This window comes from Brevibacillus sp. NPDC003359 (assembly GCF_042878995.1).
GTDB lineage: Bacteria > Bacillota > Bacilli > Brevibacillales > Brevibacillaceae > Brevibacillus.
On sequence record NZ_JBIAOR010000002.1, the window covers coordinates 166,391 to 184,053 of the forward strand.

15 protein-coding genes and 1 other RNA gene are annotated in these 17,663 nt (G+C 49.1%); 3 read left to right on the forward strand and 13 right to left on the reverse strand.

The window, feature by feature from the left end:
• Positions 1-27: 27 nt before the first annotated feature.
• The 6 genes from ACFYU8_RS10405 to cymR all read right to left on the reverse strand — a co-directional run bounded on the left by ACFYU8_RS10405 (position 28) and on the right by cymR (position 6,592).
• On the reverse strand, positions 28-234 hold the full coding sequence (locus ACFYU8_RS10405; protein ID WP_007717618.1) for a hypothetical protein: 207 nt from the start codon (positions 232-234) through the stop codon (positions 28-30).
• A 34-nt stretch (positions 235-268) separates the two neighbouring features.
• Positions 269-748, reverse strand: a complete 480-nt coding sequence (locus ACFYU8_RS10410; RefSeq protein WP_390297863.1) for a PRC-barrel domain-containing protein — start codon at positions 746-748, stop codon at positions 269-271.
• Positions 749-822: 74 nt separating this feature from the next.
• On the reverse strand, positions 823-3,084 hold the full coding sequence (gene recD2 / locus ACFYU8_RS10415) for an SF1B family DNA helicase RecD2 (RefSeq protein WP_390297866.1): 2,262 nt from the start codon (positions 3,082-3,084) through the stop codon (positions 823-825).
• Positions 3,085-3,164: 80 nt separating this feature from the next.
• Positions 3,165-4,829 carry a methyl-accepting chemotaxis protein gene (locus ACFYU8_RS10420; RefSeq protein WP_390297869.1) on the reverse strand — a complete coding sequence of 555 codons (1,665 nt, stop codon included), beginning with the start codon at positions 4,827-4,829 and terminating at the stop codon, positions 3,165-3,167.
• 170 nt (positions 4,830-4,999) lie between these two features.
• A complete protein-coding gene (locus ACFYU8_RS10425) occupies positions 5,000-6,145 on the reverse strand; it encodes a cysteine desulfurase family protein (RefSeq protein WP_390297872.1) in 1,146 nt (381 codons plus the stop codon).
• 27 nt (positions 6,146-6,172) lie between these two features.
• The gene (gene cymR, locus ACFYU8_RS10430; protein WP_137029833.1) at positions 6,173-6,592 is read right to left on the reverse strand and encodes a cysteine metabolism transcriptional regulator CymR; all 420 of its coding nucleotides are present in this window, start codon (positions 6,590-6,592) and stop codon (positions 6,173-6,175) included.
• Positions 6,593-6,689: 97 nt separating this feature from the next.
• Between cymR and ACFYU8_RS10435 the strand changes: the two genes are divergently transcribed.
• A complete protein-coding gene (locus ACFYU8_RS10435) occupies positions 6,690-6,863 on the forward strand; it encodes a hypothetical protein (protein ID WP_390297875.1) in 174 nt (57 codons plus the stop codon).
• A gap of 15 nt (positions 6,864-6,878) precedes the next feature.
• Here ACFYU8_RS10435 and ACFYU8_RS10440 read toward each other — a convergent pair whose 3' ends face one another.
• The 7 genes from ACFYU8_RS10440 to ACFYU8_RS10470 all read right to left on the reverse strand — a co-directional run bounded on the left by ACFYU8_RS10440 (position 6,879) and on the right by ACFYU8_RS10470 (position 14,771).
• Positions 6,879-8,237 carry a replication-associated recombination protein A gene (locus ACFYU8_RS10440; protein WP_390297878.1) on the reverse strand — a complete coding sequence of 453 codons (1,359 nt, stop codon included), beginning with the start codon at positions 8,235-8,237 and terminating at the stop codon, positions 6,879-6,881.
• Between the two features lie 6 nt (positions 8,238-8,243).
• Positions 8,244-8,999, reverse strand: coding sequence for a tRNA threonylcarbamoyladenosine dehydratase (locus ACFYU8_RS10445; RefSeq protein WP_390297881.1), 756 nt, complete (start codon positions 8,997-8,999; stop codon positions 8,244-8,246).
• Between the two features lie 95 nt (positions 9,000-9,094).
• Positions 9,095-9,276: non-coding RNA, 6S RNA (gene ssrS / locus ACFYU8_RS10450), on the reverse strand.
• Between the two features lie 50 nt (positions 9,277-9,326).
• A complete protein-coding gene (gene aspS / locus ACFYU8_RS10455; protein ID WP_390297884.1) occupies positions 9,327-11,117 on the reverse strand; it encodes an aspartate--tRNA ligase in 1,791 nt (596 codons plus the stop codon).
• A 24-nt stretch (positions 11,118-11,141) separates the two neighbouring features.
• Positions 11,142-12,416, reverse strand: a complete 1,275-nt coding sequence (gene hisS, locus ACFYU8_RS10460; RefSeq protein ID WP_390297887.1) for a histidine--tRNA ligase — start codon at positions 12,414-12,416, stop codon at positions 11,142-11,144.
• Positions 12,417-12,904: 488 nt separating this feature from the next.
• On the reverse strand, positions 12,905-14,428 hold the full coding sequence (locus ACFYU8_RS10465; protein ID WP_390297890.1) for a coproporphyrinogen III oxidase: 1,524 nt from the start codon (positions 14,426-14,428) through the stop codon (positions 12,905-12,907).
• A 172-nt stretch (positions 14,429-14,600) separates the two neighbouring features.
• Entirely contained in the window at positions 14,601-14,771 is a 171-nt protein-coding gene (locus ACFYU8_RS10470) for a hypothetical protein (RefSeq protein ID WP_390297892.1), read from the reverse strand.
• Positions 14,772-14,981: 210 nt separating this feature from the next.
• Between ACFYU8_RS10470 and ACFYU8_RS10475 the strand changes: the two genes are divergently transcribed.
• Complete coding sequence (locus tag ACFYU8_RS10475; protein WP_483862284.1) at positions 14,982-16,811, forward strand: N-acetylmuramoyl-L-alanine amidase family protein; 1,830 nt, start codon at positions 14,982-14,984, stop codon at positions 16,809-16,811.
• A gap of 239 nt (positions 16,812-17,050) precedes the next feature.
• Positions 17,051-17,545: a DinB family protein gene (locus ACFYU8_RS10480; RefSeq protein WP_390298610.1), complete on the forward strand. Its 495-nt coding sequence runs from the start codon at positions 17,051-17,053 to the stop codon at positions 17,543-17,545.
• Positions 17,546-17,663 lie beyond the last annotated feature (118 nt).

The window sequence follows — 17,663 nt, forward strand, 5'->3', positions numbered from 1 at the left end:
CTCCATTGGTTTTGCCGCTCAAATCCACTACATATTCAAGTGAGCGGTTACTGTCTGATCCTCAATAAACAGATCGTTGAGCGAATGCAAGGATCCATCTTCCTCAACTTGGTAGACAGAAGCGATCTGCTCATTGGAAACGCTCATTTCTATAAAGCAGTTCCAGCAATAGTATTGATTGGTTCCAATCTTTCCTACGTCTTTGGAACTGCAATTCGGGCATATGACACGCATCACGCTTTTCCTCCCTTTCACGCCTGGCCACGAACTAGTCCGGCACGATCAGGTTCTCTTCCCCGACGATAACGGATGCTGGTGCAGGGAGGCGCTTTCGTCCTTCCGTAATATCTGCAAACCAGCCATTCGATAGTTCGTACCCTACAAGTTTCTCCCAGTTGGCTGAAAAGTAAACGTCTTCCAGCCTCCCCAAACACTCTCCGGATGCGGTAATCACCGCTTTTCCTTTTAGCTTCGTCTTTCCCGTCACAATGCCGACAGGCTCTAGTCCGGCGAGATGAGGTAAGGGCGTGATCGCGTCTTTTCCCGATACGGTAAGGCAGGACTCCCCGACCGCATGAATATGTTCGGTAGGAATATAGGTACCTGATTGGAACCAGCCCTGTTCGCTCAGCAAGACTCCTCGTACATGCCAAGTGGCGTCGCAAAGAATGTCACGCACGGTTCCAATCGTCTCCCCTGTTTGAAGGCAAACAACTGGCAATCCGACTGCATCCATTGCCTTGCGCATGTGGGACATCCCCCTTCCGCCTTGTTAGTATCAGGCGAAATGGACATGTCCATTCGGCGCAAATGGTTCCAACTTCACTCTTGCTTCAGCCGTTCCTCCAAGTAGCTGTACCGTACCCCCTCCTCATCAGACTCTACAGCAGCACGGAACGCATCCGGCTCTCCACACATGATGAGGAATGATTTGCTCCGGGTAATCCCGGTATAGACCAGCTTGCGTCTGAGCATACGATAGTAGCTTTTGACAAACGGCATGATCACAATCGGAAATTCGCTGCCTTGAGACTTATGAACCGAGCAGCAGTAAGCAAGCGTCAGCTGATGATAATCCGAACGCTTGTACACCACTTCCCGGTTATCAAAGGCAGCGACCAGCATCTCCTGGTTCTCCGCATTTTCATTCGGGAAAAAGATGGCGACGATCTCACCCATGTCACCGTTAAACACCTGTTCTTCAGCATTGTTCACCAATTGCAGAACCTTGTCTCCTGTACGGAAAGTCGTCTCTCCGAAAGTAACTTCACGCTTTTGCGGCGTTTTCGGATTAAACAACTCTTGCAATTCCTCATTCAACCGGTTCACACCGGCATTACCTTTATAGATAGGGGCTAATACCTGAACATCTTTTGCCGTATATCCTTTTTTTACGGCTCCGAAGCAAATTTGTTTCACTGCTTCCGGAACTTCTTGTGGCAAACTTGTGAAGAATCGCCGATCCGGGGTGGTGTGAAGCAAATCTGCCGGTACATTCCCCTTACGTACATCATGGGCCAACCGAATAATGGTAGACTCTTCTGCTTGCCGATAAATTTCTGTCAGCTGTACCAACGGCAGCAATCCAGATCGAATCATATCCAACAGGACGTTGCCTGGTCCTACGGAAGGTAACTGATCAGGGTCACCTACCATGATGATCTGCATGTCATCTGGGACCGCTCGAAACAATTGATTCGCGAGCCAGATATCGACCATGGACATTTCATCCACAATTAATAACCGCCCGCGGATTGGATGCTCCGCGTCATGCTCGAAGCTCTCCCCTTTGTAGCCGAGCAAGCGATGGATGGTCATTGCTGGTAAACCCGTAGTCTCTGTCATTCGTTTTGCTGCACGTCCAGTAGGAGCGACAAGAATGATCGGAAACGGATTTTCTTCGTTGTATTTTTTCAAGTCCAGAGACAATCCATGAAGCTGAGAAAAAACACGACAAATCCCACGAATGACTGTCGTTTTCCCCGTTCCAGGCCCCCCTGTCAAAAGCATCAGACCTGCTTTGATCGCCTGTTCAATGGCATCACGCTGTGTCTGGGCATACGTAATCCCTAGCTCATCCTCGACCGCCCCTAACGCACTGTAAAATTCCGAGGTCGGGAACGTACCGAACTCATCCCTGGCAGCGAAGTGACGCAGTCTTTTGGCAAGACCGAGCTCGGCAAAAAACAGCGAGGGCAAATACACCCGCTCATCTTCCCAGGCAATTTTGCTCGACACAAACAGGCCTTCCACTGCCAGTTGAATATCGTCGCCAGAAAAGACGTGCCCCCCGCACTCTTCGAGCAGGCGTAGCGTTTTTTCACAAAGCTCCTCCACAGGTAAATAAACATGTCCTTCTGAATACGAAGCCTCCTGCAAAACAAAGAGAGCCGCCGCCTTCACACGTTCTTCTGAGGAAGCTGCGATTCCAGTTGCTCGCGCAATGTCATCTGCTCGCTTAAAGCCGATTCCTACGACATCCTCGATCAACCGGTAAGGCTCTTCCTTCAGCACTGTCATCGTTTCCAGCTTGTAGGTCTGATAAATACGCAGCGCCATGTTTACACCAATGCCGAAGTCGTACAAGAAAACCATGGCACTTTCCAAGGAACGATGCTCGACCACTGAATCGTAGATCGTTTTGGCACGTTGTTCAGAAATACCTTGTACCTCAGCCAATCGCTCTGGGAAATCCGCGATAATCGACAGCGCATCTACGCCAAGCTGCTCGACAATCCGTTTGGCCATCTTCTTTCCGATCCCTTGAAACAAGCCACTGGCTAAGTATCGCTCAACCCCAGCCAATGTTTTCGGTGTTTCACGTTCATAGCGCTTTGCTACGTACTGCTGCCCAAAACGAGGGTGTGTCTTCCATTCACCGTAAAAGGTATAAAGCTCATCTGGGTGCGGACGAGGAAAATTACCAACAATAATAACTTCCGATTCTTTAATCGATTCGGTAGTCTCTTCTATCTTTAGACGGATAACTCCGTACCATGTTTCTTCTTTGTAAAAAATTTCTTGAGAAACAAATCCTCGAATGAAGTTTTCCGCAAACAGCGAGATTGACTGCTGCTCGTCCATCTAAACGCCTCCTTACATAAAAACCGTTCCAGAAAGGAAAAATCCACTTCTCTTGAAAGTGGATTTTTCATATGCTCGTCTTAAATTGTAAATCGTTTTACTTGTTCTGACAACTGCTCGGCCATTTTCGCAAGCGTTTCTGATGCTGCCGTCATTTCCTCAGAGGTTGCTGACTGTTCTTCAGACGCTGCTGCCACTTCCTGCGTATCTCTGGCCGCCGTTTCCGCAAGTCCAGCTATTTTTTCGGAGTGACTCACCAATTGGACTGTATCGCGATGAATCGCTTGGGCTGCATCGTTCATACGATGTACTTGCTGACTGACGTCTTGAACGGCTACCAATATTTGCTGGAAGCTGTCTCCTGCCTGGGCCACTCCTTCGCGTCCATCCTGTATAGCGACTGCCGTCGTTCCCATTGCAGATACCGCCGCGAGAATATCCGTATGGATCGTATGAATCAAGCCTGTGATCTCTTCTGCAGCCCCACCCGATTGCTCCGCCAGCTTACGCACCTCCTGGGCAACAACCGCAAAGCCGCGTCCCTGTTCACCCGCCCGTGCAGCCTCGATGGCAGCATTCAAAGCCAATAGATTCGTCTGGTTGGATATTTGACGAATGATCGTGATGATTCCGATGATTTGCTCGGATTGAGAGCCAAGCTCGCGGATAACCTGCTCCGTACTACGGGCATGATCCGTGATTTGATCCATTTCTTGTACGAGCTCTTGCAGCTTGCCTTCACCAAGCTGTGCCAATCGATTCGCGTCTGTCGCATCAGCATTTACTTGAGAAGTCGAGGCTGCAATGAGTTGGATATCTCCACCGATGCGAGACAAAAAGCGCACCGTATCCGTCACCGTTTGTTTTTGTTGTTCGGAACCTGTAGCGATTTCCGAAGAAGCCATGGAAATCTGTTCGGAGGCACGTGCACTTTCTGTCGCACTCGCTGTTAATTCTTCCGAAGCTGCCGCTACCTGTTGGGCTACTCGCTGCACCTCGTTGACCATGCTGCGAAATACCCCCATCATCTCATTGTACATCGCCGATAATTCCCCAAGCTCGTCCCGGGAATGGACAGTCACTTGCGTGGTCAAATCTCCTGTCTCTGCACGCTTCATTGCCAATACCAGCTCTTTTAGTGGCCGAACCAGCTTGTTGACAATAAAAATACCCGTTACCAGCGCTAATATAGCGCTTATCAGGTTGAGGAGAAACATCATCGGACGACTGCTCTCAATTGTCGTCAGCAAATCATTCTCATAGCTGCCAATGGCAAGAATCCACCCATTCGGCAGCTGCTTATACGCCGCCACTTTGGTAGAGCCACCGAATTCATATTCGATCCAGCCGTTTTTTTGGGCGAGCATGACTTGCGTGAATTCTTCATTCGCCAAGGAGGTATTCTCGACTTTCGGGTCTGGATGAAAAATTGCGATTCCACTCTCATCCAAGATATAGGCGTAGCCAACCATACCATTTGGCTTATAATACCGTTCGGCCACCTCACGCGTTATTTCAGTAATCTTCTGTCTGTTTTCCTCACTAATCGTTGCATCTTGGGCGTAAATCGAAAGCTCACGTGCCTTCATTTCCGTTATATATTGCAAGTCAGATACAGCCAGCTTGTATAGCGCGCTGCGTGCATTTTCAAATTGGATATAGCCGACGACCATTAATGGAAGCATGGTTAGGATGAGTATCGTAAACACCAGTTTGTAGCGAATAGAGTAGCGTCTGGCCAACATGAAAGTCCTCTCCTTATCGGATGATCCGAAATTATATAGTTCTTCAGGATTAGTCCCACAGAATCATTCTACCATCCTCTTCCACAATTCACCACAAACTCCCATAAGAAACCCGCTTTTGCTCAAATAAAAAAACCGCTTGGCTTCAACCAAACGGCTTTCTTCCTTCGTTATTCGCGTACCAAGCGCTTTACAATCGCAGCAACCGCTGTAGCAGCCTGCTTCGCCTCTTCCACTGTATTCGTAATCCCAAAGCTAAACCGAATGGCTGAATAAACAATCTTCTCGTCCAAGTGCATCGCTTTGAGAACGTGTGACAGCTCTAATGATCCGGATGTACAAGCTGAGCCACTCGCTGCTGCAATCTTGGCGATATCCAGATTCATCAGCATGGTTTCTGTATGTGTACCTGGGAAGGACACATTTAAAATATGTGGCAATGACTGCTCGCTATGTCCATTCAGGCAGAACGTAATTCCTGCTTCCCGCCAGACTGCGATCATCGTGGCTTTCATCTGCTCATACTTTTCAACCCGCTCGGCCATTTCCTCGCCAGCGACCTTTGTCGCTTCAGCAAAACCAACAATCCCAGCCAGATTTTCCGTTCCTGCTCTGCGTTTGCGTTCTTGTGAACCGCCGTGCAAAATCGGGGAAAACGGAACCTTACGCGCTATATACAATGCGCCGACTCCCTTTGGACCATTAATTTTATGGGCAGATACCGAGAGCATATCAACAGGCAGCTTCCGTGCATGGACAGGCAGTACACCAAAAGCCTGTACAGCATCGGTATGAAAAACAATTCCTTTTTCCCGCAGGAAGGTACCGATTTCCTCGATTGGCTGGATCGTTCCCACTTCGTTGTTCCCGTACATAATGGACACCAGTACCGTATCCGGGCGAACTGCTTGTTTCAGGTCATCCAAACGGACCATGCCTGTCTGATCAACAGGCAAGTACGTCACTTCAAATCCAGCCTGCTCCAAAAATTCACAAGTATGCAAGACTGCATGGTGCTCGATTTGTGAAGTAATGATGTGACGACCACGTTCGCGCTGTGCCATTGCAGCACCGATGATCGCCATATTGTCCGCTTCTGTCCCGCCACTCGTAAAGATGAGCGATTGCGGATCCGCATCCATAAAGTCGGCAATCGCGTCTCTCGCATGCTCCAAAGCTTTTCGCGCTTCACGACCTGCACCATGGACACTGGATGGATTCCCGAATACTTGAGTCAAATAGGGAGTCATAGCAGCAACTACACGCGGATGTACCGGCGTAGTAGCTGCATGGTCAAAATACAATAGATCTGACACTGCTCTCACCTTCTACCAACTTATATTCTAGATATAAAACATATAATTATCGGCAGGACTATCGTCTTCAAAGCTGATCAAGTCTTGAAGGGAAGTCGAATCCAGAACAGCAGAAATGCTATCCCGAATACGCAGCCATAAAAAGCGCTTAGCCGGATCTTCTTCCTCTGCAAATTCCACAGGGCTGATTGGTCCTTCCAGCACACGAATCACATCGCCAGCAGAAATCTCATCCGGCTGCTTCGCCAGGACGTAACCGCCATATGCGCCACGAATGCTTTTTACCAAACCTGCGTTACGCAGAGGTGCAATCAATTGCTCCAAATAATGCTCGGACAAATCGTGTTTTTGGGCGATGCTCCTTAGTGAAGTCGGCCCTTCTCCGCAACGGTTGGCCAATTCCATCATGATCGTCAGCCCGTAGCGTCCTTTCGTCGAAATCTTCACGTTAACAACTCTCCTCTTTGTATCGGTTATACGCGCCCGCCCCCTACATGTCTTCTGTATCGTGGGACACACTAACATCTTAGGGGGTGAAATGCAGATGGCAACGAACAAACGCTCGGAACGAGGTCCCAACCACCCGTCCGAAACCTTGTATGACCAACCCGCAGGCACGATCGCTCACAAAGCCCGTTACGGTGCGAGTGAGCAGAGCAAACAACCGAATGAAAACGGTGATTTGCCCAATAAACCAGGCGGAAACGTCCGCACTTAAATGTTAGCTCCCCCATTATTCGGGGGAGTTTTTCCTAGGCAATCCATGCTCATCCATCTTTTGTCTTTCTTCCTGAAAGCGGCGAATGTGACGCTCATAGCCGTGATCCTTTGGCTGGTAGAACGAGTAGTTTACACCGTCAGGCAGATACTGTTGAGGTACATACCCATATGGATAGTTGTGCGGATACAGATATCCCTGACCGTGTCCCAGCTTCGCAGCTCCCTTGTAAGCAGAATCTCGCAGATGAATCGGTACTTGCTTGTGACCATCAGTTCGAATACGATCCAACGCAGAATTAATTCCATTGTAAGCGGCATTGCTTTTGGGGGCGGTTGCCAGGTACGTCGTCGCTTGTGCTAAAGGGATACGCCCTTCAGGCATCCCCACCAATTCTACTGCCTGAAAGCAGGAAATCGCAACTGTGATCGCTTGCGGGTCAGCATTTCCGATATCCTCTGAAGCCGAAATGACCAAACGGCGGGAAATGAACCGCGGATCTTCTCCAGCATCAATCATTCTCGCCAACCAGTAAAGAGCTGCGTCCGGATCAGAACCACGAATGGATTTAATGAAAGCGGAGATCGTGTCGTAATGGTTGTCCCCACTCTTATCGTAACGTACAGCCCTGCGCTGAATGGATTCTACAGCGACGTCCAAGGTCACCGTAATTCGTCCATCCGCTCCTGGTTGCGTCGTTGTCACTGCCAGTTCCAATGCGTTCAGCAAACGTCTGGCATCCCCTTCCGCGTATTGAATCAAATGCTCTGCCGCTTCCGGTTCTACGGTGACAAATAGTTCCGCCAATCCATTCTTTTCATCAGTAAGTGCCCGATCCATGACCTGCTTCAATTCCTCATGAGAAAGCGATTGAAGGGAAAACACTTGTGAACGCGACAAAAGCGCCGGGTTCACCTCGAAAAAAGGATTCTCCGTCGTAGCCCCGATCAAAATGATCGTGCCTTCCTCCACGTAAGGAAGAAGGGCGTCTTGTTGCGATTTATTGAAGCGGTGAATCTCGTCTACGAACAACGTTGTCCGCTGATTGTCCATGACGAGCCGCTCTTTTGCCGCATCCACTACTTTGCGGATGTCAGCGACACCGGCCGTAACCGCATTTAACTCGGAGAAATGTGTGCGTGTGGTACCGGCGATTACTTTTGCCAGTGTTGTTTTCCCTGTACCTGGAGGTCCGTAAAAAATGACAGAGGATACTTGATCTGCTTCAATCGCGCGTCGGAGTAGCATCCCTGGAGCCAAAATATGCGATTGCCCGATCACATCTTGAATCGTTTGCGGCCGCATCCGTGCAGCCAATGGCTTCTGTTTGCCGCCACCTTGCTGGTCGTAGGCAAACGTGAATAAATCATCCATCTTCCACTATCCTTTTACAGGCTGCCACTCCAAAATATCGCGTGCCACCACACTGGCCAAAATTAAACCAGCCACAGAAGGCACGAAAGCATTGCTTGCTGGAGGCATCCGCACTTTGCTAATCGGTGAATTCGGGTTGGAAACGATCTGTTCGCGTACATCTACACGTACAGTTACTGGAATCTCACGGGAATATACAACTTTTACTCCTTTGTAGATACCGCTTTTCCGCAGCTCACGACGAATGACCTTTGCAATCGGATCATAACTCGTTTGGGAAATATCGGCAACCTCAAAACGAGTCGGGTCCATTTTGTTGGCCGCACCCATGCTAGAAATAATAGGGATTTTTCGACGCTTCGCTTCCTTAATCACATGGAGCTTTGCGGACATGGTATCCATGGCATCCACGATGTAATCCAGTTCATGCTCAAACAGCGCATCCGCTGTTTCTTCATTGTAGAACATATTGAGTGTGACGACCTCGCACTCTGGATTGATCGTCGCAATACGCTCCTTCATGAGCTCCGCCTTTTTTTGACCGACTGTGTTCAGCGTCGCATGGATTTGGCGGTTGATGTTCGTAATGTCTACTACATCCTTATCCACCAAAACGAGCTTGCCTACACCTGTACGCGCAAGTGCTTCCACGGTAAAGGAACCGACTCCACCAATTCCTAATACAGCAACGCTGCTATTTTTCATTTTTTCCAAACCTTCGGGACCGAAGGCCAATTCACAACGAGAAAATTGATGAAGCATATTTCGTGTCACCTTTCATTCGCAAGCGAGATTATTGTGGTTATTCAACACGGACTTATAGTCAATCGGAAAAGTAGGATTGAAGAGTAGAAAAAAGGAGCCCCATTATGTCGTGTTGCTCCTTAGTTTTGAACCTGCTTATCGCAGGTGGGTGTCTTGCCGAACTGTTACAGACGTCCACTCTAAGGAGGCATGCCTTTACAATCACGGACGAAAAACTCCCTATACAAACTTTGTGGCTCAAAACTATCGGATGTCACGAGCATCGCAGGGCTTTCATCATAGTATTACCAATGTATCAAAGAGCAATGCAGTTGCGCAAGTCGATTACGCTTCTACCTTTTCATCTTCTGTGACAATTGTTTCAATGGACAGCTCTTTCAATTGTTTTACGTCTACTACATCTGGAGCGTTTACCATCAGGTCGCTTGCACTTGCTGTTTTCGGGAATGCGATGACTTCACGCAGGTTGGTGCGGCCAGCCAAGAGCATGATCAGACGGTCCAAGCCAAGAGCGATTCCACCGTGTGGAGGTGTACCGTACTCGAATGCATCCATGAGGAAGCCGAATTGTTTACGTGCCTCTTCTGGTGAGAAGCCAAGTGCGGTAAACATTTTTTCTTGCACGTCGCGCTTGTAGATCCGCATGGAACCTCCGCCAAGCTCGTATCCGTTGAGAACCATGTCGTACGCTTGTGCGCGCATTTGACCTGGATCGGTGTCGAACAGGTGCAGGTCTTCGTCTTTTGGACGAGTAAACGGATGGTGCAGGGCAACGTAGCGTTTTCCATCCTCATCCCACTCAACCAGTGGGAAGTCTACTACCCAGAGGAATGCGAACTTGCTTTGGTCAATGAGACCAAGTTCAGCACCCAGCTTGGAACGAAGGGCACCCAATGCATCTGCTACTACTTTTGGTTTGTCAGCAACGAACAGGAGCAAGTCGCCTTCTTCTACCGCCAAGCGTGCTTTCATCTCGTTGATTTCTTCTTCTTTAAAGAACTTCGCAATTGGTCCTTTAATTTCGCCGTCTTTGAAGCCTATCCAAGCTAAGCCTTTCGCGCCATAACGGGAAGCGAATTTGCCCAGGTCGTCTGCTTCTTTGCGGGAGTAGTGTCCGCAACCTTTTGCGTTGATCGCTTTTACTTGTCCGCCGCCAGCTACTGCTGCCGCAAACACTTTAAAGTCACTTGTCGCAACCAGATCAGATACGTCTGTCAGCTCCATGCCGAAGCGTACGTCTGGTTTGTCAGAACCGTAACGCGCCATTGCATCCGCATACGTGAGACGAGGGAATGGAGTTGGAACATCTACGCCAACCGTTTGCTTGAATACGTGAGCAACCATCTTTTCCATCATCGGCAGAATTTCTTCCATAGACAGGAAAGAGGTCTCAATGTCGATTTGGGTAAATTCAGGCTGGCGGTCAGCACGCAGGTCTTCGTCACGGAAGCAACGAGCGATTTGGTAATAGCGCTCCAAACCGGATACCATCAAAAGCTGTTTGAACAGCTGTGGCGATTGCGGCAGTGCGTAAAACTCGCCTGGATGTACACGGGAAGGTACGAGGTAGTCACGTGCGCCCTCAGGAGTGCTCTTCTGGAGAATAGGTGTTTCGATTTCCAGGAAGTTGTTCTCATCCAGGTAGTCACGGAAAGCTTTCGCTGCTTTGCTGCGCAAAATCAGGGAGCGCTGCATTTCTGGACGGCGCAAGTCGAGGTAGCGGTATTTCAGACGAACTTGTTCATCTACATCGATCTCGTCTTCAATCAGGAACGGAGGCGTTTTTGCATCGTTCAGGATTTCAATTTCGGAGATGTGCACTTCTACTTCGCCGGTTTTCAGCTTCGGATTGATTGCTTCTGGTGCACGGTTCACGACTTTCCCTTTTACAACCAGTACGTATTCGCTACGCACTTTGTCAGCCGCTTCCCATGCTTCTTTATTGTACTCCGGGTTGAATACGATTTGGACGATGCCAGTGCGGTCACGGAAGTCGATGAAGATTACGCCTCCAAGGTCGCGACGCTTTTGTACCCATCCGTTCAGTACGACTTCTTGCCCAACGTGTGCTGTTGTTACTTCTCCACCATGTACGGTGCGATATTGCCAAGACATGATCATTTCCCCCAACGATTTGTTTTATTGATTCACTTTTGCAGCGAGTACCGAAACGAGTTCCTCGCGTTTCACTTCTTGTTGCTCGCCTGTTGCCATTTCCTTTAGAACAACCGTCCCATTCGCCAATTCAGACTCACCGATGATCGCCGTGAAGCGAGCCTGTAGACGATCTGCTTGCTTGAGCTGTGCTTTCATTTTCCGATCCAGATAATCCAGCTCAGCGGCGATTCCCGCTTGGCGCAATTGATCAACCAGCACGAAAGCGGTTGTCTTCGCTTCTGGTGTCTGCACCACTACGAAGCAGTCGATGCCACCCGAGATCGGCAGTTGAACACCTTGCTTTTCCAGAGCCAACAGCAGACGCTCGATACTAAGTGCGAAGCCGATGCCCGGCATATCGTCGCCGCCCAGCTCTGCCACAAGTCCGTTGTAGCGTCCACCACCGCAAAGCGTTTCTACCGCACCGATCTCTGCCATTTTGATTTCAAACGCGGTCAGTGTGTAGTAGTCCAAGCCGCGAACCAAACGCGGATTCACATGAAATGGAATACCCAGGGCAGTCAAGTAGCCTTGAACTGCTTCAAAGTGAGCGGCAGACTCTTCGCTCAAGTAGTCCAAAATGGACGGAGCATCCATCGTCAATGTTTTGCATTTTTCATTTTTGCAATCGAGCACGCGCAGCGGGTTGCGATCGATACGAGATTGGCAATCCTCGCACAGCTCGGAGCGAACGCCGTTCAAATGTGCGAGCAAATGCTCACGGTGATGCGCCCGGTCTTCTACCGTACCTACGCTGTTCAATTCCACAGAAAGTCCTGTCAATCCGAGCTCCTGATACAGACGAATCGCAAGGCCAATGACTTCTGCATCGATCGCTGGATCGCTTGAACCGATCGCTTCTGCACCGAATTGGACGAATTGGCGATAGCGGCCTGCTTGCGGACGCTCGTGGCGGAACATCGGTCCTAGGTAGTACAGCTTGGTAGGCTGATTAGGCACACCGTACAGCTTGTTTTCCACGTAGGAGCGAACAACACCCGCGGTCCCTTCCGGACGCAGCGTGAGCGCATCCGTACTGCGCGGATTGGCTACACTGTACATTTCTTTTTCCACGATGTCAGTCGTCTCGCCTACACCTCGTTGGAATAACTCTGTGCTCTCAAACAACGGCGTGCGAATTTCCGCGTAATTGGAGCGGCGACACAGATCGCGGGCCTTGGCCTCCACGTAGTGCCACAGCTCTACAGTACCAGGCATGATATCCTGCGTACCGCGTGGGATCTGGATTCTTGTCATTCCTCTCGAACCTCCATGTCTTTTCAAAAACTCGGGCTAAAGCCAAACCTCCAGGATCAAGGAACTTATTTATCGTCAAATAAAAAAGCCCCTCGCCTCCTGACATTTAGCAATTCGCCGCATGTCAGGGACGAGAGACTGGTTATACTCCCGTGGTGCCACCCTGTTTGAATAGCCCTCCATCACAAAAGGCTATCCCACTTATTAGCCGTTAACGCCGGCACACGCCTGCCAGTTACTGGGGAAAGAAATTTCTTTCAGCCGTTCACTGCGGTCTTCAGGGATGTCATTCACCAAGCCGTTATATGAAAGCACTCTCAGCCGCGGCGCTTCCTCTCTGGTTATCCGGTTCCTGGATACTTGTTCCCGTCATCAGATCATTGTCTATTCAATAAAAAAGCTTAATGTGAATCATAGCAAACCCGCCAACTGCCGTCAACAGGCGCTCATGTAAAACTTTTTTTATTAAGGATCAGTATATCCATCACTTACTTGCCAGATACCTGTCCAGCCGTTCTCGCACCTGAATAGACCTCATCCAAATCACGGAGTTTATTTTCGACCAGAACCTTGTACGTATCATTGTACGTTTTCGGGTCCTTCGGATTCGGAAAGCGCGTCAGCTTGCCGCTACCTGGAGCCATCAGCTTGGATACCGCTCCGCAACCAAGACCAAGGATGGTCTGCACCTCTTCCATGATCATGATGTTGTAGATGCTCTCCTGCCCTGGCTTGGCATATCCGACATTCTCCAGATTTCCCAAAATGTTTTTTTGCCGATACAAGTAGTATGGGTCATAACCATTCGCTGCGGTCCACTCCGAGGCCATCTCCATCATCTTGCTGATCTCATCCCGACTGGCGACCTTGTAGCGATCTTTGTTCTGCGTCATTTCTGATGCTCTTTTGAATGACAGCGTATGAACCGTCAGAGAGGCAGGCATCAGCTTTTCTACCTCTTGCAGACTATGCGCCAACTCGGCTACTCCTTCGTTTGGCAAGCCGATGATCAGGTCCATATTAATATTGGTCAAGCCCATCTCCATTGCCAGATGGTATTTCTCAATCGTCTCTTCGACGGTGTGATGACGTCCGATTGCCTGGAGCGTCTCCTGCGTGAACGACTGTGGATTAATGCTGATCCGATCCACTTCCCACTGCTTCATGACATCGAGCTTTTCACGTGTGATCGTGTCGGGTCTTCCCGCCTCAACCGTCAATTCACGCACATCTCCCATGTGTGGGAACGAACGATGCATCGTCTCAAACAGCTGGTTCATGTCATCTGCGGTAATACTCGTAGGGGTTCCGCCACCGAAATAAATGGACGTGATCCGCTGGTCATTCGCGCGAAGCCACTCCCCCATCCGCTCCATCTCGTAATGAAGACCTTCGAGAAACGGATTAACCGAAGCCGTATGACTGCGAATCGCATAAGCAGGAAACGTACAGTATGCACACTTCGTCGGACAAAACGGGATGCCGATATACACAGACAGCTCACGGTCAATCTGGTACAGATCAGGCACAACGTAGAGCTGTTTGTCTACAATCTCTTGCAAAAGCTTTAGCTTATATGGGCGCAAAATAACTTCCTGCTGCAATCTCTTGTGTGCTTCCTGTCTGTCTACACCAGCGGCGTGCAACTGATGCAGCAGTTTCGTCGGACGGATGCCAGTCAAAATACCCCAGCCTTGCTCCATGCCCGTGTATTCTTCCAGCATCAATAACAGCGCATAGCAAAGTGCTTGCTTGGCCGTCTTTTTCATCGCTTTTTCATCACGTGCTACGTAGTCTCTCTCCACCTGATGGGAGATGCTTCGTTTGCCGTCGAATAACTCTCCCGAAGCGACTACACCATTTTCATGCACGGTCAATGCCAGCTTGATTTTCAAATCAGCCTCACCTGTCCACTCGGGTACAAAGGCGAGCGCTGGATCTTCATAAAATAACGCGAGAATTAAGGAGAGTTCCCGCTCGAATGCGTGTCCCTCACATATGATCTGTATCATGGAGTTCACCTGCTTTTTTCAAAAATGCCACTCCTCATCATAGCCGACGAGAATTACTCGGGTCAACTAGACAAGTTGTGGCATCCGTGCAAGGTCACTTTCGGTGTTTGTGAAAAACGACTCGACGTTTTTCATTAATGTGGATGACACCGCTTGCGGTGGGCAAAAACGGTCATGACCGTTTTTGCCTAGGATGTTGGATATCTCTCAAGCCTGGATGAAAATCTTGGGCCATTTCTACATTTTGCTGTGACGTTTCTTTTTCCAAATCGTCTTGAAAATCGACAGAGAAAAACTGCCGATTCAATCCTTGCGCGAATGTTTCCTTCTTTGACTGCCTCACGATGAATTCCTCCTGAAAAGCTGTATGCACTAGCATCTAGTAAAATCTAGTATTGCCTTGCCTGCTGAAAAGCAATCAGGGAACGCATGCAGAACTTTGTCGTTTTTTGCAGGAAAAAGCAGGAGAAATAGCGAAGTGATTGTTTTGGTAAAAACATGCAAGATCGTATTGAAGTCAAAAAGCTACTTATTGTCGGAAAGGATGTCTATCGTGTTTGTTCGTCAAAAGTTCCTGAGGAGTCTCCTGACTATCGTCTGTGCCATTTCCCTCCCCGTTTCTGCAGCTTGGGCCGCCGGTTCTGTTCAGGTCACCGTGGACAAGCTCAATGTCCGTTCAGGTCCAAGCCTCCAAGACGCTATTGTCACCACACTGCCGAACAATACTGTGCTGCCCGTCATCTCCACCAAAAATGACTGGATTCAGGTAAAGCTTCCGAACGGCCAAAGTGGTTGGGTAGCGAACTGGCTCGTCAGCACACAGCAACAGAAACCTGCAACTGCATCTACCAAGCAAGTGGAGAGCACCACAATGAATCTCAATGTTCGTTCTGGACCCGGACAGACTTACGCAGTCGTTCAAACAATCAATCCAGGTACGCGCTACCCCATCGTGCAACAAAGTGGCGAGTGGTTCCAAATTCAACTAAATGCAGGAACAAAAGGCTGGGTCGCAAACTGGCTTGTAAAAGAAGTAGGTGCGGGACAAGCAGTTTCTCCTCCTTCTACAGGCAGCACACCCCCACCAACCAATCCTGCGGGCACAGGCTCACAAACGAAGCCTCCGGCTGTACAAGGAGCCAGCATGACCTTGGATTTCGCTCCATACGTATACGCCACACCAGATGCAAGTACACCTGCTATCGGTCAACTACATGCAGGCGAGAAGATCACGGTCTTGAACAGACAAAATGGTTGGATTCAATTCCCTTACGATGGAGTCAATGCTTGGCTCTCCACCGATCAAACCAACCCGGACACAAGTCAACCGACTCTGCCCGAAAATGGAAACGGCAGCACACAACCTCCGACTGGGCAACCATCTTCTTCAAGTCAAACCGCTACAGTAAAAACGGACGGATTGAATCTGCGCAGTGATCCGAACACAACCAGTGCCATCCAAGCTACACTTCCAGTCGGAAGCAAGCTGACTGTTTTGGAAAAACAAGGAGACTGGTACCGCATCAATACAGCTGCCGGAAAAACTGGCTGGGTGGCAGGCTGGCACATTACGGTGAATCAACCAGACATCCCTACTCCGAGCGGACCTTACGTGACGATCATGAATCCAGATACCAATGTTCGTTCTGGTCCCAGTACCGATCACAATGTTATCAAACAGGTACAGCCTGGCGAGAAATACGGGATTGCCAATAAAACAGGCGATTGGTTCCAAGTAAACTTCTCTGACGGCTCCACAGGCTATATTGCAGGCTGGCTCGTTTCTGCTAATGGTGCGTCGGCCGTGGTACGCAGTAATGATCTTGTCGGCAAAGTCATCGTCGTCGATGCTGGTCATGGTGGTACAGATGGTGGTTCGACCGGCTCCAGCTTCTCTACTTTAGAGAAAACCGTCAATCTGCAAGTATCTTTGCTCCTGCGCAACAAGTTGGAAGCAGCAGGTGCAAAAGTCATCATGACACGGGCTGATGATCGCAAGCTGACCTTGCAACAGCGCGTCGACATTGCGATTCAAAATCAGGCTGATATTTTTGTCAGCGTCCATCACAATACGCATCCAAACTCAGCAACGAATGGCTCGATTATTTTCTACTACAGCCAAGGCAACTCTAGCAAGCTCGCCTCCTTGGTCCAAACGGAACTGGTAAAAGCGACGAGCTACAAGGATATGAATTATCGTTACGGAAACTATTTCGTTCTACGCGAAAACCCGGTGCCATCCATTTTGGCCGAGATCTCCTTCTTATCCAATTACAACGATGAGATTCGCGCACGTTCCGAGAAACAGCAGGATCTTGCCGCAGACGGTCTATTCAAAGGGATTGTCCAATACTTTAATACACAAAGCAATCAGGGAGGTTGATTCCTCTCTTCCAATAACCCTCATGCGAATGAAGCTCTTCACGCGCTCTCGTATGGGGGTTTCTTTTATGGAGAAGCACGTAGCATCAAGGCAAGGCAGGCAGGAATTCCAAAAGGATTTGCGAATATCATAAGGCATCGAAAGGAGTGATGACGGATGAAAAACAATCACAACAGCATCAATCGCACGGTATGGACGCAGGTGATCACAAGTTAACCTTTGAAAATGGAGTGATTTCTATTAAAACTATGTTTGAGTACAATTGGATGGTTCGTGAAGAATGGCTGAAATGGTGTGAGGATGTTCCGATGGAAGAATTACTTCGTCCGCGCATCGGAGGTGTCGGGGGGATTTTACACACATTGTTCCATGTCATTGATGTAGAATGGAGCTGGATTCAAGTCATGCTGGGGAAGCCGGATTTCCAAGAAAGCTTCGACCTACACAACCGGTTGGAAAAGGTTCGTGAGTTGGAGGAGACTTTTCGCCCGGATGTGTTTCAATTTTTGGGCAATTGGGATGAAAGTATGGAAACAAGACCCTTTCTGGATACGAAACCTGACGGCAGCGTCGTTACCTACACATGGGGCGAAATTACTCGGCACATGATTGCTCATGAAATTCACCATATCGGACAGTTATCGATCTGGGCACGAGAAATCGGGAAAAAGCCGATTTCCGCAAACCTGATCGGCAAAAATCTGATCCTCCCTTCGCCCCATTACACGCACTGACCCGATTCAGTACTGAAACGACAAAAACGATTGCATTCGGCAATCGTTTTTTGTTTTTGACTTCGCTCTATGGTGTCTGATGATAATAATGTTTTAGACTGTTCCAATACAAGAAAAA